The sequence below is a fragment of the Microbacterium sp. MMO-10 genome (assembly GCF_037148715.1).
Classification (GTDB): domain Bacteria; phylum Actinomycetota; class Actinomycetes; order Actinomycetales; family Microbacteriaceae; genus Microbacterium.
Genome location: NZ_JBBCSV010000003.1, coordinates 425,435 through 447,400, shown reverse-complemented (window position 1 = coordinate 447,400; position 21,966 = coordinate 425,435). Strand labels below are relative to the sequence as shown.

The window sequence follows — 21,966 nt, the reverse complement described above, 5'->3', positions numbered from 1 at the left end:
CGATGGCGGAAGCCCTCTCCATCGGCGGGTTCACCGATCATCACGTGCACCTGCAGCTCGTGGACGTCGGCCTGCTCGAATCCAGCAGGCTCGGGCGCGGACTCGACCTCGGGTCGGATCCGGTGCAGATCGCGCGGATCGCCGGCGCGGTCTCGGAGCGCTTCGGTCATGACCCGCACGGCATCGCGATCTCCTACGCGGGCGCGTTCCTGACCCCCACCGGCGGCTACCCCTCGGATCGCTCCTGGGCGCCCGCCGGATCCGTGCGCGAACTGGACGACCTCGACGGCGCCGTCGCCGCCGTCGCCGAGATGAAGGCGGCCGGAGCCTCCGTCATCAAGATCGCGAGCAACCGCACGGCGGGGCCGGTGTTCAGCGACGAGCTCGTGGCCGGCATCGTCCGCGCCGCCGACGAGGCGGGGCTCCCGGTCGTCGCGCACGCCGAGGGGCCGGGCGAGGCCCAGCGGATGCCGCGCCTGGGGGTCCGCGCCCTCGCGCACGCCCCCTTCACCGAGCGGCTGAGCGATGACGAGGTGGCCCGCCAGGCGGGACGGATCGCCTGGATCTCGACCCTCGGCATCCACGAGGGCGAGGCGCGCGAGATCGCGATCGACAACGTGCGCCGCTTCCACGCGCACGGCGGCACCGTGCGCTACGGCACGGACATGGGCAACGGCGACACCCCGGTCGATCTGAACCCCGCCGAGGTCGGCGCGCTGCGCGAGGCCGGCATCCGCGGCGCCGCGCTGATCCGCGCGCTGGTGCCCGTCGCGGCGACCGCCGGCCGGCGGTTCCTCCTGCCCGCCCGCGACGCCGACCCGTTCGACGTCGAACCCGTCCACCTCGAACCCGTCTCCCTCGAACCCGCCGAAACGGAAGGCACCCGATGAGCGACCCCACCGCCCCCGCCGACACCACCGCGGAGCTGCTCGCGGCGGCGCGCGCCCTCGACGCCGCCGATCCGCTGCGGGCGCACCTCGACGCGTTCGTGGAGGCGCCGGGCGTGCAGGCGTACCTCGACGGCAACTCGCTGGGGCGGCCGCTCGCCGTCGTCCCGGAGCGGCTCGCGGCATTCGTCCGCGAGGACTGGGGCACGCGCCTCATCCGCTCCTGGGACGAGCAGTGGATGGACCTGCCGGAGCGGCTGGGCGACCGGATCGCCGAGGTCGCCCTGGGCGCCGCCGCCGGGCAGACGATCGTCGCGGACTCGACGAGCGTGGTGCTCTACAAGCTCATCCGCGCGGGTGCCGCGGCGGCCGGCGAGGGCCGCACCGAGATCGTGATCGAAGAGGGCAACTTCCCGACCGATCGCTTCATCGCCGCGGGCGTCGCGGCCGAGCTGGGCATGGAGCTCGTGTGGGTGCAGCCGGATCCGGTGCACGGCGTCACGGTCGACGACCTCGCGCCGGTGCTGTCGGAGCGGACCGCGCTGGTCGTGCTCAGCCACGTCGACTATCGTTCCGGCGCCCTGGCGGACATGGCGGCGATCACGGCGCAGGTGCACGAGGCGGGCGGCCTGATCCTCTGGGACCTGTGCCACTCGGCGGGATCCGTCCCGGTGCGGCTCGACGACAGCGGCGCCGATCTGGCCGTCGGCTGCACGTACAAGTACCTCAACGGCGGACCCGGCTCCCCGGCCTTCGCCTACGTGCGCCGCGACCTGCAGCCGCACATCCGTCAGCCGATCCAGGGCTGGTGGAGCGCCGCCGACATCTTCGCGATGGGCCCGCAGTACGCGCCGACCCCGGGCATCCGGCAGCTGCTCAGCGGCACGCCGCCGGTGACGAGCATGCTCGCCATGCAGGCGATGCTCGATCTCATCGCCGAGGCGGGCATCGAGGCGGTGCGCACGAAGTCGGTCTCGCTCACCGACTTCGCGGTGCGCGCCGCGGACGAGCTCCTCGTCCCGCTCGGCGTGCGGCTGCTCAGCCCGCGCGACAGCGCCCTGCGCGGCGGCCACGTCACGATCGGCCACCCCGACTTCCAGGCGGTCACGCAGGAGCTCTGGGGCGAGGGGGTCATCCCCGACTTCCGGTTCCCCGACGGGATCCGGCTCGGCCTGTCCCCGCTGAGCACCTCGCACGAGGAGACCCTGCTCGGGGTCATCGCCGTGCGCGACGCGCTCACCCATTGAGTCGTCCCCCTCACCACGAGCCATAGGCCGTGGTGAGGGGGACGACTCGATAAGCGGGGCCTCAGACCGCGCCGAGGTCGATGCCGGCCGGGGCGGGCTCGGCGTAGTCGACCTCGCGCCACACGTCGCCGACGCGCTCGAACGAGGTGATGCTCGACAGCGCGCAGCGCCGCGTGCGGGGATCGTGCCGCAGCGGGAGCCCGGCGACCGACAGGTGCGTGATCCAGATCGGCGCCTGGTGCGACACGAACACCACGTCGCCACCGGGCGCCTCGTGCCAGGCCTCGTCCATCGCGGCGCGCATCCGGTCCGCGATCGACGCGTAGGGCTCGCCCCAGCTCGGCACGGACGGGCGGCGCAGGTGCCGCCAGTTCCAGGGGTTCATCAGGGCACGGCGCATCCGCGTGCCCTCGAACACGTTCCACGGCTCGATGATGCGATCATCGAGCCGTGGCGCGAGGCCGAAGGCGGCCGTGAAGGGCTCCGCCGACTCCTGGGTGCGCTCGAGCGGCGAGCAGCGCAGCGCCGAGACGGGCCGGTCCAGCCCGGCGAGGTGGTCGGCGGCGGCCTGCGCCATCCGCCGACCGGCCTCGCTCAGGTGATAGCCGGGAAGACGCCCGTAGAGCACGTGGTCGGGGTTGAAGACCTCGCCGTGCCGGACGAGGTGCAGTCTTTCCGCGGCCATCGGTATGCGAGGTCCTCGCTCAGACGCGACGGTACTGGGCGGATCCGAACCCGATGATGAAGTAGCCGATGAACGAGAACAGCCACAGCAGGAAGAACGAGAAGACCCCGCCCTTGCCGAAGTTCTTGCCCAGCTTGATCGCCACGATGATCGACATGACGATGTTGACGATCGGGATGAGGTAGAGCAGCACGAACCAGCCGCTCATCCCGGCGATCTTGATCAGGAAGATGAGGTTGACGATCGGGATGATGGCGAGGATCCCGGGGTGTCCGGCCTTGGTGAAGACCTTCCACAGCGCGATCACGACGATGACGTAGAAGATCAGCGCGAAGATGCTGGTGGTGCCGGAGAACAGCCCCGCGTAGATGTTGCCGGCCGCGTCGGTGGGGTCTTCGGTGGGGAGGATGTGCATGGGGAGCGCCTTCCAGGGGATCGGTCGAGGGGTGGTGCTGCCGCGAGTCTAGTGATCCGCATCGCCTCCCCACGAGGCATCCGGCCCGTCCCCGTAGAATGACGGGGATCCCTTTTCCCTAGTTGGAGGCGTAATCCGTGCTTCGCACCCACACGGCAGGCTCACTGCGAGCCGAGCACATCGGTCAGACCGTCACCCTCGCGGGGTGGGTCGATCGCCGTCGTGACCACGGAGGAGTCGCCTTCATCGATCTGCGCGATGCCACCGGCATCGCCCAGGTGGTGATCCGCGACGAGGAGACGGCGCGCCCGCTGCGCAGCGAGTTCGTGCTGCAGGTGACCGGCGAGGTCTCGCGCCGTCCTGCGGGCAACGAGAACCCGAACCTGCCTTCCGGCGAGATCGAGATCGTGGTGCAGGACGTCGTCGTGCTCAACGAGTCGGCGCCGCTGCCCTTCCAGGTGTCCTCGGGCCTCGCCGAGGCCGACCCGGTCGGCGAGGACGTGCGCTTCAAGCACCGCTACCTCGACCTGCGCCGCCCGGCCTCGATCGCGCCGCTGCAGCTGCGCTCGAAGGTCTACAAGGCGCTGCGCGACGTGCTGCACGAGCGCGAGTTCACCGAGGTGGAGACCCCGACCCTCACCCGCTCCACCCCCGAGGGCGCCCGTGACTTCGTCGTGCCCGCGCGCCTGCACCCCGGCAGCTGGTACGCCCTGCCGCAGAGCCCGCAGCTGTTCAAGCAGCTGCTCATGGTCGGCGGCGTCGAGAAGTACTTCCAGATCGCGCGCTGCTACCGGGACGAGGACTTCCGCGCCGACCGTCAGCCCGAGTTCACCCAGCTCGACATCGAGATGGCCTTCGTCGATCAGGAGGACGTCATCGAGATGATGGAGGCCGTCATCCGCGCGATGTGGGCCACCATCGGCGTCGAGGTGGAGACGCCGCTGCCGCGCATGACCTATGCGGACGCGATGGCGAAGTACGGATCCGACAAGCCCGACCTGCGCTTCGGGCTCGAGCTCGTCGAGGCGACCGAGTACTTCTCCGAGACCACGTTCCGCGTGTTCCAGGCCGACTACGTGGGCGCGGTCGTCATGCCCGGCGGCGCCTCGCAGCCGCGCAAGGCCCTCGACGCCTGGCAGGACTGGGCCAAGCAGCGCGGCGCCCGCGGGCTCGCGTACGTCCTGTTCAACGAGGACGGCACGCTCGGCGGACCCGTCGCGAAGAACCTCAGCGAGACGGAGCAGGCGGGTCTCGCCGCGCTCGTCGGCGCGGCACCGGGCGACTGCGCGTTCTTCGCCGCCGGATCCGCGAAGGACTCCCGCGCCCTGCTCGGGGCCGCGCGCGTCGAGATCGGGCGCCGTCTGGGTCTGCTCGACCCCGACGTGTTCGCGTTCACCTGGGTCGTCGACGCCCCGATGTTCGAGCCGGCGGCCGACGCCGTCGCCTCGGGCGACGTCGCCGTCGGCGCCGGCGCCTGGACCGCCGTGCACCACGCCTTCACCGGCCCCAAGCCGGAGTTCGAGGCGACCTTCGACACCGACCCCGGATCCGCCCTCGCCTACGCGTACGACATCGTCTGCAACGGCTCCGAGCTCGGCGGCGGATCCATCCGCATCCACCGCGAGGACGTGCAGAAGCGCGTCTTCGAGGTCATGGGCATCTCGGACGAGGTCGCCCAGGAGCAGTTCGGCTTCCTGCTCGACGCGTTCAAGTTCGGCGCTCCCCCGCACGGCGGCATCGCGCTCGGCATGGACCGCGTGCTGCAGCACCTCTCCAAGACCGAGTCGATCCGCGAGGTCATCGCGTTCCCGAAGACCGGCAACGGCTTCGACCCGCTCACCGCGGCGCCCGCCCCGATCACCGCGGAGCAGCGCAAGGAGGCCGGCGTCGACGCCGTCGCGGAGTCCGACGAGGAGCCCGCGCCCGCCCAGGCCTAAGGCCCCGCACCGGGCGCCAGGCTCGGAGATGTGCGCTTCGCTCGGATGGATTCCGCGATTCCGTCCGAGCGAAGCGCTTTTCTCCGTGCGAAGCGGACAGGGCGGCGCCCGCCGGGTCCGTGCGGCACGCCGGGTCCGTGCGGCACGCCGGGTCCGCGCCGCACGCCGGATCCACGCGGCACCCGCCGCTCGCCCGTGACAGGATCGAGACATGCTCGCCGACCTCACCCTGCCCGTGCCGATCCAGACCGGGATCGGTGTCGTGACCCTGCGCCGTGCTCGCCCCGACGACACCGCTGCGATCGTCGCGCTGCTCGCCGACGACGCGATCAGCGCGGCGCGCGGCGACACCGCCTCCGACGACGACCTCCCCGCCTACCGGGCGGGCCTGGAGTCGGTGCTGGCCGACGGATCCAACGATCTGCTCGTCGCCGAGCACGACGGGACGGTGGTCGGCACCTTCCAGCTCACGCGCATCCCCGGGATGTCCCGTCAGGGATCCACCCGCCTGCTGGTCGAGGCCGTGCGGGTGAGCTCGCAGCTGCGCTCGGGCGGCGTCGGATCCGCGCTGATGCGGTGGGTGATGGACGTCGCGACCGCCGAGCTGGGCAGCCCCCTCGTTCAGCTCACGTCGGACGCTCAGCGACTGGACGCGCATCGCTTCTACGAGCGGCTCGGATTCACCGGCTCCCATCGCGGCTTCAAGTACGCCGCGCCCGCCCCCCGGGGTCGTTGAGCGAAGACGCCGAAGGCGACTGAGACGAAACGCGGCAATCGCGCAGCATCACCGCGTCTCGTCTCGCGCGGCCTGCGGCCGTGCTCGCTCAACGACCACGGCTCGGACCGCTCAGACCTCGTCGGGGTCCGACAGGTCCTCGATCGCGACAGGGGTGCGGCCGGCGAACATCACGCCGATGCCGTACTCCTCGCCGATCTCCAGGCCGCTCTCGGCGAAGCGCATCATCCAGGTGCCGTCCTGCCAGACCACCGCCTCCGGAGCGCCGAACGGCGGCTCCTCGGCCGCGAGCAGCGCCCGATCCGCCGCGGACAGTCCCGGATCCTGCAGCTCCTCGACCAGATAGCGGATGGCGGCCTCGCTGAGCGCGCCGAACTCGTCCACCACGCCCTGCGCCGTCTCCGTCGCCTCCGCGCTCGGCGCCTCGGCCGGCTCGACGACGATGCTCACCGTCCATCCGCCGTCGCCGCCCTCGACGCCCGCGGTCCAGCAGGCGACGTCCTCCGGCGCGTCGATGCGGATGAGGGTGGCGCCGTCGAGCTCGATCACGTCGGGAAGATCCATACTCCGATCCAACCAGCCAGGACACCACGACGGAAGCCGCCGGCGCGCGGGCGAGGCGGATCGGATCCCCGCCGTTCACGACGCGTTCATCCGTCTCCGTGATGCCGGTAACCCGGCCGCCGTACATTCCCTCTCGACCCGAACCGGCGCCCGCGCCGGACACCGAGAGGAAATCATGCCCATCAGCACCCGTCGTGCGCGCATCGGCGCCGGCATCGCGCTGGCCGCCAGCGCCGCGCTCCTGCTCTCCGCCTGCTCCGGATCCGCTTCGGCCGACCCCAGCGGCTCCGCCGGCACCGGCGCCAAGGCCGCCACCGCCACGTCCCTCAAGGACTTCGGAACCCTGGCCGACCTCGAGAAGGCGGCCGAGGCCGAGGGCAAGCTCAACGTGATCGCGCTGCCCCACGACTGGGCCAACTACGGCGAGATCCTCGACGCGTTCAAGAAGAAGTACCCGAAGATCACGATCAACGAGGCCTCCCCCGACGCGTCCAGCGCCGAGGAGATCCAGGCGGCGAAGACCAACGAGGGGCTCGACACGGCTCCCGACGTCTTCGACCTCGGTCTCACCGTCACGCTGCAGAACACCGACAAGTTCGCCGCCTACAAGGTCTCGACGTGGGAGGACATCCCCGAGAACCTCAAGGAGAAGACGGGCCTGTTCACCGGCGACTACGGCGGGTACATGTCGATCGGCTACGACTCCTCGAAGTTCCCCGAGCCCAAGACGCTCGCCGACCTCAAGAAGTCCGAGTACAAGGGCGCCGTGGCGCTCAACGGCGACCCCACCCAGGCGGGCGCCGCTTTCGCCGCGGTCGGCCTCGCCACGGTGCAGTCCGGTGGAACGCTGGACGACTACCAGAAGGGCGTCGACTTCTTCGCCGATCTGCAGAAGGCCGGCAACCTGCTCAAGGTCGACGTGACGACGGCGACGGTCGCGAGCGGCGAGACCCCCGTCGTCTTCGACTGGGACTACCTGAACGCCGCGCACGTCAAGGACAACAAGAACTGGAAGACGGTCGTGCTTCCGGGCACCGGCTACGCGGGCTACTACAACCAGGCGATCAACAAGGCGGCCCCGCACCCGGCCGCCGCGCGCCTCTGGCAGGAGTTCCTCTACAGCGACGAGGGCCAGAACCTGTGGCTGAAGGGCGGCGCCCGCCCGGTCCGCGCGGACGCCATGACCAAGGCCGGGACGATCGACAAGACCCTCGCGGCCGCGCTGCCCGCCGCCCCCAAGGAGACCGTCGTGCCGACCGAGGCGCAGAGCACCGCAGCCGGCAAGCTGCTCGGCGAGAAGTGGGCAGCGGCGGTCCAGTGACCTCCACCGCCACCGCGGCTCCGGCCGCACCCCGCGCCGGGTCGAAGCCTCGTGCTTCGGCCCGGCGCGGGTCGTCCGTCCTCGCGGCCGTCGGCCTGGTGCCGTTCGCCGCCTACCTGCTGATCTTCCTCGCCCTGCCCACGCTGCTGGCCGTGGCGACCGGGTTCTTCACCCGGGACGGATCCTTCACCTGGAGCAACCTCTCCGCGCTCGGGGATCCCACCGTGCTCCTCACGTTCGCGAACTCTGCGGGCCTCTCGCTGCTCACCGCCGCGATCGGAGCGATCGCCGGCGCACTGGTCTGCTACGCGCTCCTCGACATGAATCCCGCCGGCGCGGTGCGCACGGTCGTGGATGCCGCCTCCGGCGTCCTCGCCCAGACCGGCGGCGTGATGCTCGCCTTCATGTTCATCGCCTCGATCGGCCTGCAGGGCGTGATCACCCAGCTCCTCAAGGACGTCGGGATCTCCCTCTACGCCCAGGGCCCGTGGATCTACGAGCTGCCCGGGCTGATCCTGCCCTACCTCTACTTCCAGATCCCGCTCATGGTCATCACGTTCATGCCGGCGCTCTCGGCGCTCAAGCCGCAGTGGGCCGAGGCCAACCTCACCCTCGGCGGCACGCGCGCGAGCTTCTGGCTGCGGATCGGGATCCCGGTGCTCGCCCCCGCCTTCCTGGCGAGCTTCCTCCTGCTGTTCGCGAACGCCTTCTCGTCCTACGCGACCGCGGCCGCCCTCGCCAGCCAGGGCGCCCAGATCGTGCCCCTGCAGATCCGCGCCGCGCTCACGAGCGAGACCGTGCTGGGCCGGGAGAACCTCGCCGGAGCCCTCGCGCTCGGCATGATCGTCGTCGTCGGGATCGTGATGTGGCTGTACTCCCTGGTGGCGCGCCGAGCGGCGAGGTGGCAGTCGTGAACCGGCTCGGCCCCTCCGCCGCGACCCGCTGGATCATCGGGATCGTGGTCGGGCTGTTCTTCCTGATCCCGCTGGCGGCGACGCTCGCGTACACCTTCCGCGCCCCCGACACCGGCGCCTTCACCGTCGCGCACTGGGCGGCTCTGGGGGATCCGGCCCAGGCCTCGGTCTATCAGCCGATCTGGACGGGCCTCGGCAACTCGCTGATCCTCGCGGTCGTGACGGTGCTCATCGTGCTGCTGCTCCTCACGCCGACGATGATCCTCGTCAACCTGCGCTTCCCCCGCCTGCGCCCCGTGTTCGAGTTCGCGGTGCTGCTGCCCATCTCGATCCCGGCGATCGTGCTCGTCGTCGGCCTCACCCCGATCTACCTGCAGATCGGGCGCTCGCTCGGCACCGGCGCCTGGACGCTCGCGTTCGCCTACGGCATCACCGTGCTGCCGTTCGCCTACCGCTCCATCCAGGCCTCGATCGACGCCGTCGATCTGACGACCCTCGCCGAGGCGGCCCGCTCGCTGGGCGCCGGCTGGTTCACGGTCGTGCTGCGCGTGCTGGCGCCGAACCTGCGCCAGGGCCTCCTCGCCGCGTCCCTGCTGTCGATCGCCGTCGTGCTCGGCGAGTACACGATCGCGTCCCTGCTGAACCGGGAGGTGCTGCAGACCGCGCTCGTCGTCGTGCAGAAGCAGGACGGCTGGGCGCCGGCGATGTTCGCCCTGATGGCCCTCACCTTCAGCTTCCTCCTGCTCCTCATCATCGGACGCGCCGCGCGCGGCCGCTCCGGAAAGGCCGACTCATGAGCGACACCGCGCTCCCCCGCACGGCGGACAACTCCCTGCTCGCCGATCGCGCCGACGGCACGCGCGTGCAGTTCGACGGCATCGTGAAGAGCTACGGCCGCACGACGGTGCTGCACGGCATCGACCTCGACATCGCGCCCGGCGAGTTCGTCTCGCTCCTCGGACCGTCGGGATGCGGCAAGACCACGCTGCTGCGCGTGCTCGCGGGGCTCGAGAGCGCCGACGGCGGAGCCGTGCTGCTCGGCGGGAAGGACGTCTCCGGCGTCCCCACGAACAAGCGCGATCTGGGCATGGTTTTCCAGTCGTACTCGCTGTTCCCGCACCTGCGCGTCGTCGACAACACCGCGTTCGGACTGCGCCGGCGCAAGGTGCCCACCGCCGAGGCGCGCACGCGGGCGCTCGACGCGCTCGCCCTGGTGGGGCTCGAGGCCCACGCCGACAAGTTCCCGCATCAGCTCTCCGGCGGGCAGCAGCAGCGCGTCGCCCTGGCCCGCGCCCTCGTCACCGAGCCTCGGGTGCTGCTGCTGGACGAGCCGCTGTCCGCCCTCGACGCGAAGGTGCGCGTGCAGCTGCGGGACGAGATCCGCCGGCTCCAGCTGCGGCTCGGGATCACCACGGTCTTCGTCACCCACGACCAGGAGGAGGCGCTCAGCGTCTCCGACCGGATCGCCGTGATGGATGCGGGCAGGATCGACCAGATCGGCACCCCCGAGGAGCTGTATCTGCGTCCGGCGACCGCGCACGTCGCCGCGTTCGTCGGGCTCTCCAGTGTGGTCCGAGGGATCGCCGACGGCGCAAGCGTGCGCGTCTGGGGCACCGACCTCCCGCTGCAGACGCCCGCGACCGGCGAGGTCGACGTGCTGCTGCGCCCCGAGAACGTGCGCCTGGTGGATGCCTCCGACGCGGCGGTGACCGGATCCGTCGAGGAGAGCATGTTCCTCGGCAGCATGCGGCGCACGCTCGTGCGCACCGAGGACGGCGCGCTGGTGCGCGTGCAGCACGCCGCACGGATCCGTCCCGCGTACGGCGACCGGGTCGGGCTCGCGGTCGACGCCGAGCCCGTGGCGGTGCGCCGGGGCGGGACCGCGGCCTAGCCGCACCGTCCCGTCCGCTCCGCGTGCCACCGGAGCGTCGGAGAGGGCGGATGCGGTCTGCTCCCGTCGCAGAAAGTGTCGTTCCGAGCGGACGACAGCGACACTTTCTGCGACGGGAAGGCCACCGCCCTGCACGGGTTCAGGCGCGACGCGGATGACGACGGCGGTGAGCGGGTCTCAGCCGGCCAGCGACCGGGCCAGCGCGACGTACTCGGCGGGCGATGCGTCGGGCAGGTAGGCGCGGCCGATCGCGAGGCCGATCGCGGGCAGCTGCCCGTTGTCGGCGTAGAACAGGTGCATGGGCCGGTACTCCGGGTTGAACTTCCCCTTGTAGCGCAGCAGCGAGGCGAACCCGTACGCGGGCTCCAGCACGCGGCTGAGCCAGCCCAGCAGGCGGGTGATCGTATCGCGGTCCGCGTCGGCATCCGCCTCCACGGTCTGCGCGAGCGGAGCGCCGGACAGGCTCATCACCGCGAGTCCCTGCTCCTTCATGTGCAGGGCCGCCGAGGCGATCGCGAACTCCATCACGCCCGGCATGGCCCCGTCCGCGCGGCGCATGAAGTCCAGGGTGCGTCCGATCAGCTCGCCCTCGCGCCACACCGGCATCCAGCTGGTCACCGCCTGCAGCTCTCCCTCGGGGCCGATCGCGAGGAGGATCTCGACGTCGGGATCCTTCAGCTCCTCGACGCCGCCCAGCGTGAACCGCATCTCGGGCAGCGCCTTCTCGGCGATCCACTGCTCGCTGAGCGCGTCGAGCTGGGCCACGAGCCCCGCCGGCAGCTGCTCCCAGGTCGTCCAGAGGGTGGTGAGGCCGTCGCGCTGGCCGCGGTTGTACGGCTGGCGGACCTTCGTCCACACCTTGCCGGTGAGCTCGAAGCGATCGAGCGGCACCACGGTCTCCTCGGCGACCGAGATGCTCCGCCACCCCAGCGCGCGGAAGGTCGGCACGAACTCGTCGTGCGTGCTGTAGAAGACCGGCGTCCACGCGTTCGCGTCGCAGAAGTCGAGGAATCCCCGCACGGTCTGCGCCGCGTCGCCCGGGGTGCAGACGGGATCGCCCACGGCGATCGCGATGTCGTTCACCACCCGGTACGCGACCGCACCCCGGCCGTCCGCCGTGAACCAGTGCTCGTTGCCCTCCCAGGTGCCGAGGAAGCCGAGGGTGCCGCCGTCCGTCTCGCGGAGCTGGGTGCGGAAGCGCTCCGCCTCGTCGGCGGTGCTGCGCGAACGGGCCCGCAGCAGCGGGAGCAGAGCGAGGGCGAAGATGATCCAGAACAGTGCGCCGACGTCGCGGTGCAGCACCAGGGCGAGCCCGGTGAGCGGGCTGTGGCCGCCCGGATGGCCGATGATCGTGGGCAGGAAGCGGCGCAGCGTGGTCGCGAGCGACGACCAGAACGACGGCGAGTGCGAGACCACCGTCACCAGGATCATGTTCGTCGTCGCCAGCACCGCGAACGCGATGCCGATGGTCACCGCGAACCGCCGGACGGCGACACGCGACGCGCGCACGGCGAACCGGCGGTGCGTGATCGCCAGCAGGATGCACATGCCCACCGGGACGAGGATCGCGAGCACCGAGAATCCGGGGAACTGCCGATCGATCTCGACCACGTCGGTCGGGTTCCGGATCGAGCGCACCACCAGGCTGATGCCCGTGAGCAGCGCCATCACCGTGTTCACGCCGATCGCGAGGAACCAGGCGGCCCGGCGCCCGGATCGCAGCCCCCATGCCGCGATGAGGCTGAGCAGCAGCGGCACCAGGCTCATGAGCACCACGCCGGTGCCGGCGGCGAAGGCGGTCGTGACGCCCGCGACGCAGTGGGCGGAGGCGTTGTTGCGTGCGCACGCGTCGGTGATGCCCGAGATGTCGACGCCGCGCAGGCCCGCCACGACGGGTGCGAGGGGCCCGATCCCGACACCGGTGAGCAGCACGATCAGGGGGCCGAGGCCGGTGACCGCGACCATCGCGGCGATCAGCGTCCTGGTCTCCCCGAAGGAGCTTCGATAGACGACGGGGCGTGGGGCGCCGCTCGTGAGCAGCAGCCCCAGGAGCAGACCGGTCAGGGCGGCGAGGAGCCGGTACACGCTGTCCGCGTCACCGCCGTAGAGCGTGAACGTGACCAGCAGCGAGAGACCGATCAGGCGGATCCGGCGCCGGTAGAGCGCGGGGGCGAAGGCGCTGCCGGCCAGGATCGCGCCGAGGATGCCGATCGCGGGGTCGAACACCACGCCGCGGGAGTCGACGCGCGCCCACACCTGCCCCCAGGACCAGGCCAGGGACTGGATCCCGACGCCGAGCAGCACGCCCAGCACCCCGGTCACGAGGAACGACATCATGACCCGTCGCGTGCCCATGAGGCGCTCCGCATAGGCGAGCAGGGTGAGCGCGAGCAGCACCGACAGCAGCAGCCCGCCCCAGGAGTTCGGGACGAGCAGCGCCGTGAGCGGCGTCCACCACTGCCGCTCCCTGCCGAGCACGAGGGGGCTGACGCCGAGTCCTGCGGGGTGCCGCCCCCACAGCGTGCCGAAGGACAGGCCCGTGATCACGAGCAGGGCGCTCAGCGCCACGGCGAACGGATGCCGCCGGACGTAGCCGGCGACGCGGCGCGAAACGGCGCCCGCAGTCTGTGCCACCGAGATCCTCATCCTGCCGCCAATCCCCACCGGGGATACAGTACCGAGAACGCCTCGGCGAGGCCTCCGTACAGACCGGGTCCGCTGTGCGTCGCGTTCGGGATGAGATGGAAGGTCGTGCGGAATCCCGCCGCCTCGGCCAGATCGGCCGAGGTCCGGTTCGCCGGGCCGTACTTCTTGTCCAGCGCCCCGGCGGAGAAGACCGCCCAGTGGTCGGCGTATGCACCGGGGTGCTCCCGGAGGATCGCCTCGGGCTTGTTCGCGTCGAACGCGGCCTGGTCTCCTCCGTACACCGGCTTGAGCACCGAGGCGGGGTCGGCGAAGCCGGCCCACGGCTCGCCGGAGGTGTTGGCGATGTTCCCCCAGATCTCGGGGTGACGGGCGCCGTAGATGAAGGAACAGGCGCCGCCGTTCGAGTAGCCCGCGATCGTCCAGTCCTTCGCATCGGGAAGCACCCGCAGATGCGTGCGGATCCAGTTCGGGATGTCGGTGTTGAAGTAGGTCTCGACGCCGCCGAACGCCTTCGAGTCCACGCAGCCGGGGTTCTGCGTCTGCGAGCCCAGCTGGTCGGCGACGATGACGATCGGCGCGAGGCCCTGGTGCTTGGCGGCGAAGCCGTTGAGCACCCCCGCGACGGCGCGCGGGTTGGGGCTGCCGGGAAGGCCCATCATGAGCACCATCACCGGCAGCGCCGGCGGATCCTTGACGAGCGCGGCGGGGGGAAGGTAGATGCTCGCGTCCCGGGGGACGAACCCGCCCGTCGACGGGATCTTGAGGTCGCCGGAGAGCACCCGCGTCTCCCCGCTCTTGCGCATGCCCGCCGGTGCGTGCCATGTCTCGGAGAGCGGCGTCGTCGGGGCGGGGGTCGTCAGGGGCGCGGCGAACCCTCCGGCCGAGGCCAGGGTGTTCACCCCGAGGATCTCGCCGAGGGAGCGATCCAGCCCGAAGGCCAGGTTGATGCCGAGGAACATCGACAGGATGGAGGTGATGATGGTGAGGATCCCGATCGCCTTCTGCCACCAGCGCGACCGCCAGAGGCTCACGATCGACAGGCCCAGCAGGGCGAATCCGCCCGTGGTCCACCACTTCACATCCGGAGGCATCGGCAGCTCGAACGCCTTGGTCACGTCGGCCCACACCACCAGGAACCATCCCACGAGCGCCCCGAGCAGGATCCCGATCCCGGCCCGCACGATCCAGCGCCGCCGCAGCGGACGGATCAGCAGCGCGACCGCGCCGGCGGCGGCGAGGATCCAGATCGTCCACGGCACCGGGCCGTCGACGAGGTCGAGCTCCAGCAGCCAGCGCAGCATGGGGACCTTCGCTCTCCCGCCCCCGGGCGGTGGCGACCACTCATCGTAATCGGTGCCCGCTCGGCGTCATCGGTACGCGCGCTTTGCCGGAGCTTGGAGGAGCCTATGAACACGCGCGGCCCCGGATAAGATCCCCCGCCGACGCGACGAGCCCGCCGGCGCACCGGGACAGGAGTCCGGATGCGCCGGCGGGCTCGGGGCTCCGCTCGGCGGCGTCAGAGCACGCGCGCCAGGAAGTCCTTCGTGCGCTGGTGCTGGGGGTTGGCCAGCACCTCGCGGGGGTCGCCCTCCTCGAGGATGTGCCCGCCGTCCATGAAGATCAGCCGAGAGCCGACCTCCCGGGCGAAGCCCATCTCGTGGGTGACGACCATCATCGTCATGCCCTCGTCGGCGAGCGTGCGCATGACCTGCAGCACCTCGCCCACGAGCTCGGGGTCGAGCGCCGAGGTCGGCTCGTCGAAGAGCATCATGTCGGGATTCATGCACAGCGAGCGCGCGATCGCCACGCGCTGCTGCTGACCGCCGGAGAGGTGGCTCGGGTAGGCGTCGGCCTTGTGGCCCATGCCCACCCGCTCCAGCATCTCCTGGGCGACCCTCTCTGCCTCGGCCTTGCCGCGCTTCTTCACCTGACGCTGGGCGATCGTGAGATTGCCCAGCACGCTCATGTGCGGGAACAGGTTGAAGCTCTGGAACACCATGCCGATGCGCGCGCGCACCCGATCGATGTCGATGTCGGGATCCGTGATGTCGATCCCCTCGATCACGATCTTCCCGCCGGTCGGCTCCTCGAGCATGTTCACCGAGCGCAGCAGCGTCGACTTGCCGGATCCGGAGGGGCCGATCACGCAGACGACCTCGCCGGCGTTCACCGTCAGGTCGATGCCCTTGAGCACCTCGTTGTCGCCGTAGTGCTTGACGAGGCCCTGGATGTCGATCGCGGGGGCGCTCAGATTGATCAGGTCGGTGCTCATCGTTCCCTCGCCATCCGTCGCTCGAGCCAGGCCGTCAGCCGCGTCAACGGCAGCGTCACGATCAGGTACAGCAGCGCCGCCATGACCAGCGGCGTGGCGTTCGCATAGGTGGACAGCCCGTTGCGGGCGAAGGTCGTCAGCTCATAGGTGAGCGGGGTCGCACCGATCACGAAGAACAGCGAGGTGTCCTTGAGCAGCAGCACGAACTCGTTCGTGAGCGGCGGGATGATGATCCGGAAGCCCTGCGGAAGCACGATGAAGAACATCGTGCGGCCGGAGGACATGCCCAGCGATCGTGCGGCCTCCGTCTGTCCCTTCGGCACCGCCTGGATCCCCGCGCGGATCGTCTCGGCCATATAGGCCGACGACACCACGATGAGGCCGAGCACCGCGGCGCCCACCGGCGCCCCGGGGATCGTGACCTTCGTCGCGATCGGCAGCATGATCCCGAAGCCGAAGATCGTGATCAGCGCGGGGATGCCGCGGAAGAACTCGATCCACACGGTCGCCGCCCAGCGGAACGGCGGGACGTCGCTCAGCTTCATCAGGGCGAGCACGACCGCGAGGATCAAGCCGCCAACGAACGAGTAGATCGTGAAGAGGACGGTGTTCTTCAAGCCGACCGTGATGATGCCCGGGAGCAGCTTCATGGCGACCTCGGGATTCGCGAACTGCTTCGCGACCGTGGGCCAGTCGGTGGCGATCACGGCCCAGATGATGAGCGCGATGATCACCGCGTAGACGGTGTAGTGATAGACCCGCGTGCGGGTCCGTTTCTTCAGGGCCATCGGCGTTGATCAGACCCCGGTCACTTCGCGGTGAAGTACTTGTCGTAGATCTTCTGGTACTCGCCGTTGTCCTTGAGCGCCTTCAGCTGCTCGTTGACCGCCTTGCGCAGGGCCTCGTTCTTGCCCTTCGCGAACGCGAAGCCGTACTGCTCGTCGGTCTTGTAGGTCTCGACGACCTTGTAGGAGGGGTCGTCCTTCTCGTGCTGCACGTTGACCGGGAGGTCCTGCAGGATCGCGTCGACCTGACCGCCCTGCAGCGCCGGCCACAGCACGCCGTCGTCGGAGAACTGCACGAGGTTCGCGCCCTTGGCGTGCTCCTTCGCGTAGTTCTCTCCGGTCGTGCCCTGCTGCACGCCGACGTTCTTGCCGCTCAGGCCGTTGATGTCCTTGATGCCGGAGGAGGTCTTCACCAGCAGCGACTGCAGCGAGTCGTAGTAGCCGTCGGAGAAGTCGATGTTCTTCTTGCGGTCCTCGGTGATGGTCATCGCCGAGGCGCCCATGTCGCACTGTCCGGCGAGCAGCGCGGTGCCCGACTGCAGCGTGTCGAAGTTCGTGACCTGGAACTGCGTCTTGAGGCCGAGCTTGTCGCCGATCGCGGTGAGCAGGTCGACGTCGAAGCCGGTGTACTGGCCGGAGCCGGCCGTCTCCTCGTACTCGAAGGGCTTGTAGGGGATGTCCGAGCAGACCGTGAGGGTGCCGGCGGTGATCAGGCCGTAGTCCGTGCCCCCGGCCGCGCTCGCGGTCGGGTCGGACGACGCCCCGGTCGAGCACCCGGCGAGGGTGAGGGTGGCGGCCGCCGCGAGGGCGAGTCCGTAGGCGAGCTTCGAGCGACGTTCCATGTGCGACTCCTGTGTCGAGGACGCGGGCGTCCTGGTGCGGGTTGCCGACAATCTTGACACGCTCGTGTTACTGCCGGGTAACGGAACGGGGCGCCCGGGTGTCTCGGTTCGGTATCGGCGCCCGTCGCCGCGGAATCCCGCGCCTCCGCGGCAGCGGCACGCCCGGCGGATCATCTGGGATCCGAGACGCTGTCTCCGAGATCCCGCGACCGGGATCAGATCTCGAAGTCCACGGCGGAGCGTCCGCCCGCGACCGAGCGCACGTAGCCGACGACCTCCTGGTGCGCCGGGTGCACCTGATACGCGTCGAGGCCCGCGGCGTCGTCGAAGTCCGCGACGAGCGTGACGTCCCAGTTCCCGTCGATCTCGAGCGCGTTCACCCCGGTCGACAGCGCACGGATCGACGGCACGACGCCGACGAGCCCCTGCAGCCGCGCGACGATCCCCGCCGCGTGCTCGGCGCGCTGCGCCGGATCCTCGGTCGCCATCTTCCAGGTCACCACATGCCGCAGGGCCATCGCTGCACTCTTCCTCTTCGCTGTTTCTCTGCTGTCCTTGCGCGCTCGCCGACGCGCCCTCCGCTCGCGGCTCCCGCCCGTGGTCCCGCATCCGCGGATCCCGGTCCCTCGGTGCTCTCAGCGAGCGTCCGCCCGCGCGGCGAGCGCCTCGCGCAGCCGGTCGGGCGAGATCCGCCAGTGGCCGTGCACCTCGCCGTCGATGAGCAGGACCGGGATCTTCTCCCAGTACTTCTCGTACAGCGCCGGGTCGTCGAGGATGGAGAGCTCGGTGATCTCCATGTCCTCGGCGAGCGCGTCCGGCAGCTCCGCGACGACCGCGTCGACCACGTCCGAGGCCACCTCGCAGAGATGGCAGTCGGGCTTGCCGATCAGGGTCAGTGCGATCACAGCCGGGGATCCTCCGCCGGGAACTCGACCTCGCGCCCCTCGGCGATCCACTCCGCCGTGCCGCCCTCGACGTTCGTGACGTCGTAGCCGCGCGCCTCGAGCGCCTCGACGACGCGCGCCGAGCGTCCGCCGAGCTGGCAGATGACGTCGAAGGCGCCGTCGGGCAGCTCGTGCAGCAGATCGCCGATCTCTGACATGGGCAGGTTCACGGCGCCGGGCACGTGGCCCGAGGCGAACTCACTGCGCTCGCGCACGTCGATGAGGGGCGTGTCGGCGCGCTCGGCCAGCTGGGCGACGGTGATCGTCTTCATGGATCCGATTCTTCCAGACCCGGCGGCGCGCCGGCGCGTCGGGTCGCCCCGGGCCCGGAATGCACGAAGCGCCCCGGCGATCGGAACGATCGGGGGCGCTCAGTGACTTGCGCGTCAACGACCTCCGGTCGATGACTGACCGGCCGTATCGGCGCAGCCGCTTACTTCTTGTTGCGGCGCTGGTGGCGAGTCTTGCGAAGCAGCTTGCGGTGCTTCTTCTTCGCCATGCGCTTGCGGCGCTTCTTGATGACAGAACCCACGGAAACCTCACTACGTCAGGGGCTGGGCGTCGCACACGACGCCCGGGATCGGGGCATGGAAAAATGCCTCGGAACAGTCTAGCGCACCGCGCCGCGGTCGCCCGACGCATCGCGTGCGGGAGCCCCTCGGACGTCAGCCGGCATCGGCGACCGGGTTGTGCAGCGCCGCCGTGACCGCGGACTCGGGCACGCGGTAACTGCGTCCGAAGCGGATCGCCGGCAGTTCGCCCGCGTGCACCAGCCGGTACACCGTCATCTTGGACACGCGCATGATCGCGGCCACCTCGGCGACCGTCAGGAAGCGCACATCCGGAAGCGGTTCGGGCATCCCCATCTACCCCCCTCGGCCCGCGGCACGCCCTGTGCGGCGGGATGCGACAACTGTAGGGGCTGATGGAGACGGCTGTAAACCCGTGTGACAGCTGTGACCCACCGATGCTCGGCCTGTTCCGGACCACGCGATCCGCTCGGCCGCCTCCCGGCCAGTCGGATCAGGCCCCGAGCCGCTTGAGCGCCGTCTGCACGACGTGCTTGGCACTGGCCGCGGCGCGGCCGACGACCTCGGCCGCGTGCGCGGCGCCGTCCGGCAGCGGCGGCACGGCGGCGAGGCCGGAGATGTCGGGGGCCGAGTCGCCGTAGGCGTCGGCGAGGAACGGCACGAGCCAGTCGTCCACCTCTTCCAGCGGCGCCGCCTCGATGCTGTAGAACCGACGCTGTCCGTCCTCACGGACGGTGACCAGCTCCGCGTCGCGCAGCACCTTGAGGTGCTTCGAGACCGTCGGCTGGCTGATCCCGAGCTCGCTCACGATCTGGGTCACGCTGGTGCCCGCATCCCCTTCTTCGGACCGCTGGCGCAGGAGCTGAAGGATGTCCCGTCTCGTGCCGTCGGCGATCACGTCGAAGATGTCGGTCATGCCTTCACAGTAGCCGCGCCGGAGGCGGAGTACCATGACGAAGGCTTGGCGGACGGAGGATCGGAGGGGCCGCACCATGGCGCGCAGCATCCCCGCGCGATCCTTCTCCGAGATCGCCCGCCGCATCGTCCGGATCGTCAAGACCCTCACGACGTCCTCCCCGTCTCGATTCGCGATCGTCGTGTTCTCGGCGCTCATCCTGATCACCACCGCGCTGCTCTCACTGCCCATCGCGAGCGCGGATCGCACCGTGACCCCGCTCGCCGACGCACTCTTCACCGCCGTCTCCACGATCTGCGTCACGGGCCTGTCCACCGTCGACATGGCGACGCACTGGTCGGGCTTCGGCCTCGGCGTGATCTTCGTCGGGGTCAACATCGGCGGCCTCGGCGTGCTGACGCTCGCGAGTGTGATGGGCCTGGTGATCTCCAAGCGCCTCGGCCTGCGCGCCAAGCTCATCGCCGCCGGCGACACCAACCCGATGCGCGCGCACGGCGGTCCGGTGAACGAGAGCCAGACCGTGCGCCTCGGCGAGGTCGGCGCGCTGCTGCGCACGGTAGCGATCTCGGCATTCGCGATCGAGGCCGGCCTCATGGTGCTGCTCTACCCCGCCCTGCTCACCGCGGGCGTGGATCCGGTGACGGCCCTCTGGGAGGCGCCGTTCTACTCCGCGATGGCGTTCACGAACACCGGGTTCACCCCGAACCCGGGCGGCCTCGCGCCGTTCGCGCAGAACTACTACGTGCTCACGGTGCTCATGCTCGGGGTCTTCCTCGGCAGCCTCGGCTTCCCCGTGATCTACACCCTCGCCCGCCAGCGCTGGCACGTGCGACGGTGGTCGCTGCACAGCAAGCTCACGATCATCACCACGGTCGTGCTCTTCGTCATCGGCGCCGCGGTGTTCCTGCTCCTCGAGTTCGACAACCCGAAGACCTTCGGATCCATGGACGCCGGCGACACGACGTTCCAGGCGTTCTTCCTCTCCGCCATGACGCGCTCGGGCGGCTTCAACGTCGTGGACATGGGCGATCTGAACGGATCCTCGATGCTGGCCGCGTCGATGCTCATGTTCGTCGGCGGCGGCTCCGCGTCCACCGCGGGCGGCATCAAGGTCACGACCCTCGCCGTGCTCGCGCTGGCCGTGGTCAGCGAGGCCAAGGGCCGGCCCTCCGTGCAGGCGTTCGGCCGCCGGATCCCCTCCGACGTGCAGCGCGTCGCGCTCAGCGTCGTCGCGTGGGGGGCCACGATCGTCGCGGTCTCGACCATCGCGATCAGCCAGATCACGAAGTTCTCCGTGGACGAGGTGCTCTTCGACGTGGTCTCCGCGTTCGGCACGGTGGGACTGTCCACCGGCGTCACCGGGAACCTCCCGGATCCCGCGACCTACATCCTCGCCGCCACGATCTTCATGGGGCGCGTTGGTACAGTGACTCTGGCCGCGGCCGTGGCCGCGACCAGCCGGACGCAGCTCTACTCGCTGCCCGTGGAAAGGCCCATCGTTGGTTGAAGTGCTGCGCAACGACGCTCCGGTGCTCGTGATCGGGCTCGGCCGGTTCGGCGCCGCGTGCGCCGGCGAGCTGGACCGGCTCGACCGCGAGGTGCTCGCGATCGACACCAACCTCGAACTCGTGCAGAAGTGGTCGGAGCGCGTCACGCACGCGGTCCAGGCCGACACCCGCAACATCGACGCCCTGCGCCAGATCGGCGCCCAGGACTTCCAGGTCGCCGTGGTCGCGGTCGGCTCGTCCATCGAGGCCTCGGTGCTCATCACGGCCAACCTCGTCGATCTCCAGGTGCCGCAGATCTGGGCGAAGGCGGTCTCGCAGTCGCACGGAAAGATCCTCGCCCGCGTGGGCGCCAACCACGTGGTGTACCCCGAGCGCGAGGCCGGGGAGCGCGTCGCGCACCTCGTCAGCGGGCGCATGCTCGACTTCATCCGCTTCGACGACGACTTCGCGCTGGCCAAGATGTACCCGCCCAAGTTCATCCGGGGCGTGCCGCTGAACCAGTCCGGCGTGCGCAGCAAGTACAACGTGACCGTGGTCGGGGTGAAGAGCCCGGGCAAGCCGTTCCGCTACGCCGAGGCCGACACCGTGGTCACGAACCACGACCTCGTCATCGTCTCCGGCACGAACAGCGACATCGAGCGGTTCTCCTCGCTGGACCGCTGACGCCCTCCGATCCCCTCCGCCTCGCCGCGCCCCCTCTCGGCGCCGCGCCCCCTCCCGCCGCGCTGCCCCTCCGCCGCGCCCCCTCCCGCGGGCCCCTCCGGCGACCGCGAAACCGAACTCTCGTCCCGAGACCGACGTTCTCATCCGCTGTCTCGGGATGCAGGATCGGTTTCGCGGGAGGGGAGCGCGCGGGAGGGAGGGCGCGGGAGAGGAGCGCGCGGGAGGGATATCCGCCTCGCGGCGGATGCCGCGAGCTCTGACGG

At 70.4% G+C, this 21,966-nt stretch carries 24 protein-coding genes; 10 read left to right on the top strand and 14 right to left on the bottom strand.

From position 1 onward, the window contains the following. Positions 1-2: 2 nt before the first annotated feature. Together WFJ17_RS10930 and WFJ17_RS10925 are read left to right on the top strand one after the other, a co-directional pair. Positions 3-890 (top strand): amidohydrolase family protein, encoded by an 888-nt coding sequence (locus WFJ17_RS10930; protein ID WP_336648425.1) that lies wholly within the window; start codon positions 3-5, stop codon positions 888-890. Beyond that, positions 887-2,134, top strand: coding sequence for a kynureninase (locus WFJ17_RS10925; RefSeq protein WP_336648424.1), 1,248 nt, complete (start codon positions 887-889; stop codon positions 2,132-2,134). The genes WFJ17_RS10930 and WFJ17_RS10925 overlap by 4 nt, the downstream gene beginning before the upstream one ends. A gap of 61 nt (positions 2,135-2,195) precedes the next feature. Here the strand turns inward: WFJ17_RS10925 and WFJ17_RS10920 are convergent, their stop codons facing one another. After that, entirely contained in the window at positions 2,196-2,819 is a 624-nt protein-coding gene (locus WFJ17_RS10920) for a histidine phosphatase family protein (protein ID WP_251438828.1), read from the bottom strand. Between the two features lie 19 nt (positions 2,820-2,838). After that, positions 2,839-3,234 carry a DUF5684 domain-containing protein gene (locus WFJ17_RS10915; RefSeq protein ID WP_251438830.1) on the bottom strand — a complete coding sequence of 132 codons (396 nt, stop codon included), beginning with the start codon at positions 3,232-3,234 and terminating at the stop codon, positions 2,839-2,841. Positions 3,235-3,371: 137 nt separating this feature from the next. Here WFJ17_RS10915 and aspS point away from each other — a divergent pair, with 137 nt between their 5' ends. Together aspS and WFJ17_RS10905 are read left to right on the top strand one after the other, a co-directional pair. Continuing rightward, positions 3,372-5,171: an aspartate--tRNA ligase gene (gene aspS / locus WFJ17_RS10910; protein WP_336648423.1), complete on the top strand. Its 1,800-nt coding sequence runs from the start codon at positions 3,372-3,374 to the stop codon at positions 5,169-5,171. A gap of 211 nt (positions 5,172-5,382) precedes the next feature. Continuing rightward, the gene (locus WFJ17_RS10905; RefSeq protein WP_295032879.1) at positions 5,383-5,907 is read left to right on the top strand and encodes a GNAT family N-acetyltransferase; all 525 of its coding nucleotides are present in this window, start codon (positions 5,383-5,385) and stop codon (positions 5,905-5,907) included. Between the two features lie 111 nt (positions 5,908-6,018). Here the strand turns inward: WFJ17_RS10905 and WFJ17_RS10900 are convergent, their stop codons facing one another. Further along, on the bottom strand, positions 6,019-6,471 hold the full coding sequence (locus WFJ17_RS10900; protein ID WP_251438836.1) for a hypothetical protein: 453 nt from the start codon (positions 6,469-6,471) through the stop codon (positions 6,019-6,021). 175 nt (positions 6,472-6,646) lie between these two features. Here WFJ17_RS10900 and WFJ17_RS10895 point away from each other — a divergent pair, with 175 nt between their 5' ends. The 4 genes from WFJ17_RS10895 to WFJ17_RS10880 are packed head-to-tail and all read left to right on the top strand — an operon-like array spanning position 6,647 to position 10,597. Beyond that, on the top strand, positions 6,647-7,792 hold the full coding sequence (locus WFJ17_RS10895; RefSeq protein ID WP_251438838.1) for an ABC transporter substrate-binding protein: 1,146 nt from the start codon (positions 6,647-6,649) through the stop codon (positions 7,790-7,792). Next, on the top strand, positions 7,789-8,706 hold the full coding sequence (locus tag WFJ17_RS10890) for an ABC transporter permease (RefSeq protein WP_374208744.1): 918 nt from the start codon (positions 7,789-7,791) through the stop codon (positions 8,704-8,706). The genes WFJ17_RS10895 and WFJ17_RS10890 overlap by 4 nt, the downstream gene beginning before the upstream one ends. Beyond that, positions 8,703-9,503, top strand: a complete 801-nt coding sequence (locus tag WFJ17_RS10885) for an ABC transporter permease (protein ID WP_292885405.1) — start codon at positions 8,703-8,705, stop codon at positions 9,501-9,503. The genes WFJ17_RS10890 and WFJ17_RS10885 overlap by 4 nt, the downstream gene beginning before the upstream one ends. Further along, the gene (locus WFJ17_RS10880; protein ID WP_251438841.1) at positions 9,500-10,597 is read left to right on the top strand and encodes an ABC transporter ATP-binding protein; all 1,098 of its coding nucleotides are present in this window, start codon (positions 9,500-9,502) and stop codon (positions 10,595-10,597) included. Before WFJ17_RS10885 ends, WFJ17_RS10880 begins: the two co-directional genes overlap by 4 nt. Before the next feature lie 177 nt (positions 10,598-10,774). Here WFJ17_RS10880 and WFJ17_RS10875 read toward each other — a convergent pair whose 3' ends face one another. The 11 genes from WFJ17_RS10875 to WFJ17_RS10825 form a co-directional block, all read right to left on the bottom strand. After that, positions 10,775-13,231, bottom strand: a complete 2,457-nt coding sequence (locus WFJ17_RS10875) for a bifunctional lysylphosphatidylglycerol flippase/synthetase MprF (protein ID WP_251438842.1) — start codon at positions 13,229-13,231, stop codon at positions 10,775-10,777. A gap of 8 nt (positions 13,232-13,239) precedes the next feature. After that, complete coding sequence (locus WFJ17_RS10870; RefSeq protein WP_336648422.1) at positions 13,240-14,544, bottom strand: alpha/beta hydrolase; 1,305 nt, start codon at positions 14,542-14,544, stop codon at positions 13,240-13,242. A 215-nt stretch (positions 14,545-14,759) separates the two neighbouring features. After that, on the bottom strand, positions 14,760-15,515 hold the full coding sequence (locus WFJ17_RS10865) for an amino acid ABC transporter ATP-binding protein (RefSeq protein ID WP_251438846.1): 756 nt from the start codon (positions 15,513-15,515) through the stop codon (positions 14,760-14,762). Beyond that, complete coding sequence (locus tag WFJ17_RS10860; RefSeq protein ID WP_336648421.1) at positions 15,512-16,303, bottom strand: amino acid ABC transporter permease; 792 nt, start codon at positions 16,301-16,303, stop codon at positions 15,512-15,514. Before WFJ17_RS10860 ends, WFJ17_RS10865 begins: the two co-directional genes overlap by 4 nt. 20 nt (positions 16,304-16,323) lie before the next feature. After that, entirely contained in the window at positions 16,324-17,142 is an 819-nt protein-coding gene (locus WFJ17_RS10855) for a basic amino acid ABC transporter substrate-binding protein (protein ID WP_251438848.1), read from the bottom strand. A gap of 215 nt (positions 17,143-17,357) precedes the next feature. Further along, on the bottom strand, positions 17,358-17,660 hold the full coding sequence (locus WFJ17_RS10850) for a Dabb family protein (RefSeq protein WP_251438849.1): 303 nt from the start codon (positions 17,658-17,660) through the stop codon (positions 17,358-17,360). A 117-nt stretch (positions 17,661-17,777) separates the two neighbouring features. Further along, entirely contained in the window at positions 17,778-18,047 is a 270-nt protein-coding gene (locus tag WFJ17_RS10845; RefSeq protein ID WP_251438850.1) for a glutaredoxin family protein, read from the bottom strand. Further along, positions 18,044-18,358 carry a rhodanese-like domain-containing protein gene (locus WFJ17_RS10840; protein ID WP_336648420.1) on the bottom strand — a complete coding sequence of 105 codons (315 nt, stop codon included), beginning with the start codon at positions 18,356-18,358 and terminating at the stop codon, positions 18,044-18,046. Before WFJ17_RS10840 ends, WFJ17_RS10845 begins: the two co-directional genes overlap by 4 nt. 161 nt (positions 18,359-18,519) lie before the next feature. Continuing rightward, positions 18,520-18,618: a 30S ribosomal protein bS22 gene (locus tag WFJ17_RS10835; protein ID WP_003792170.1), complete on the bottom strand. Its 99-nt coding sequence runs from the start codon at positions 18,616-18,618 to the stop codon at positions 18,520-18,522. 133 nt (positions 18,619-18,751) lie between these two features. Then, on the bottom strand, positions 18,752-18,946 hold the full coding sequence (locus tag WFJ17_RS10830; RefSeq protein ID WP_251438854.1) for a helix-turn-helix domain-containing protein: 195 nt from the start codon (positions 18,944-18,946) through the stop codon (positions 18,752-18,754). Between the two features lie 163 nt (positions 18,947-19,109). Further along, positions 19,110-19,532, bottom strand: coding sequence for an ArsR/SmtB family transcription factor (locus WFJ17_RS10825; RefSeq protein ID WP_251438856.1), 423 nt, complete (start codon positions 19,530-19,532; stop codon positions 19,110-19,112). 76 nt (positions 19,533-19,608) lie between these two features. Between WFJ17_RS10825 and WFJ17_RS10820 the strand changes: the two genes are divergently transcribed. Together WFJ17_RS10820 and WFJ17_RS10815 are read left to right on the top strand one after the other, a co-directional pair. Continuing rightward, positions 19,609-21,039, top strand: coding sequence for a TrkH family potassium uptake protein (locus WFJ17_RS10820; protein WP_292885433.1), 1,431 nt, complete (start codon positions 19,609-19,611; stop codon positions 21,037-21,039). Continuing rightward, positions 21,032-21,703 carry a potassium channel family protein gene (locus WFJ17_RS10815; protein ID WP_336648419.1) on the top strand — a complete coding sequence of 224 codons (672 nt, stop codon included), beginning with the start codon at positions 21,032-21,034 and terminating at the stop codon, positions 21,701-21,703. The genes WFJ17_RS10820 and WFJ17_RS10815 overlap by 8 nt, the downstream gene beginning before the upstream one ends. The last annotated feature ends 263 nt before the right edge of the window (positions 21,704-21,966 follow it).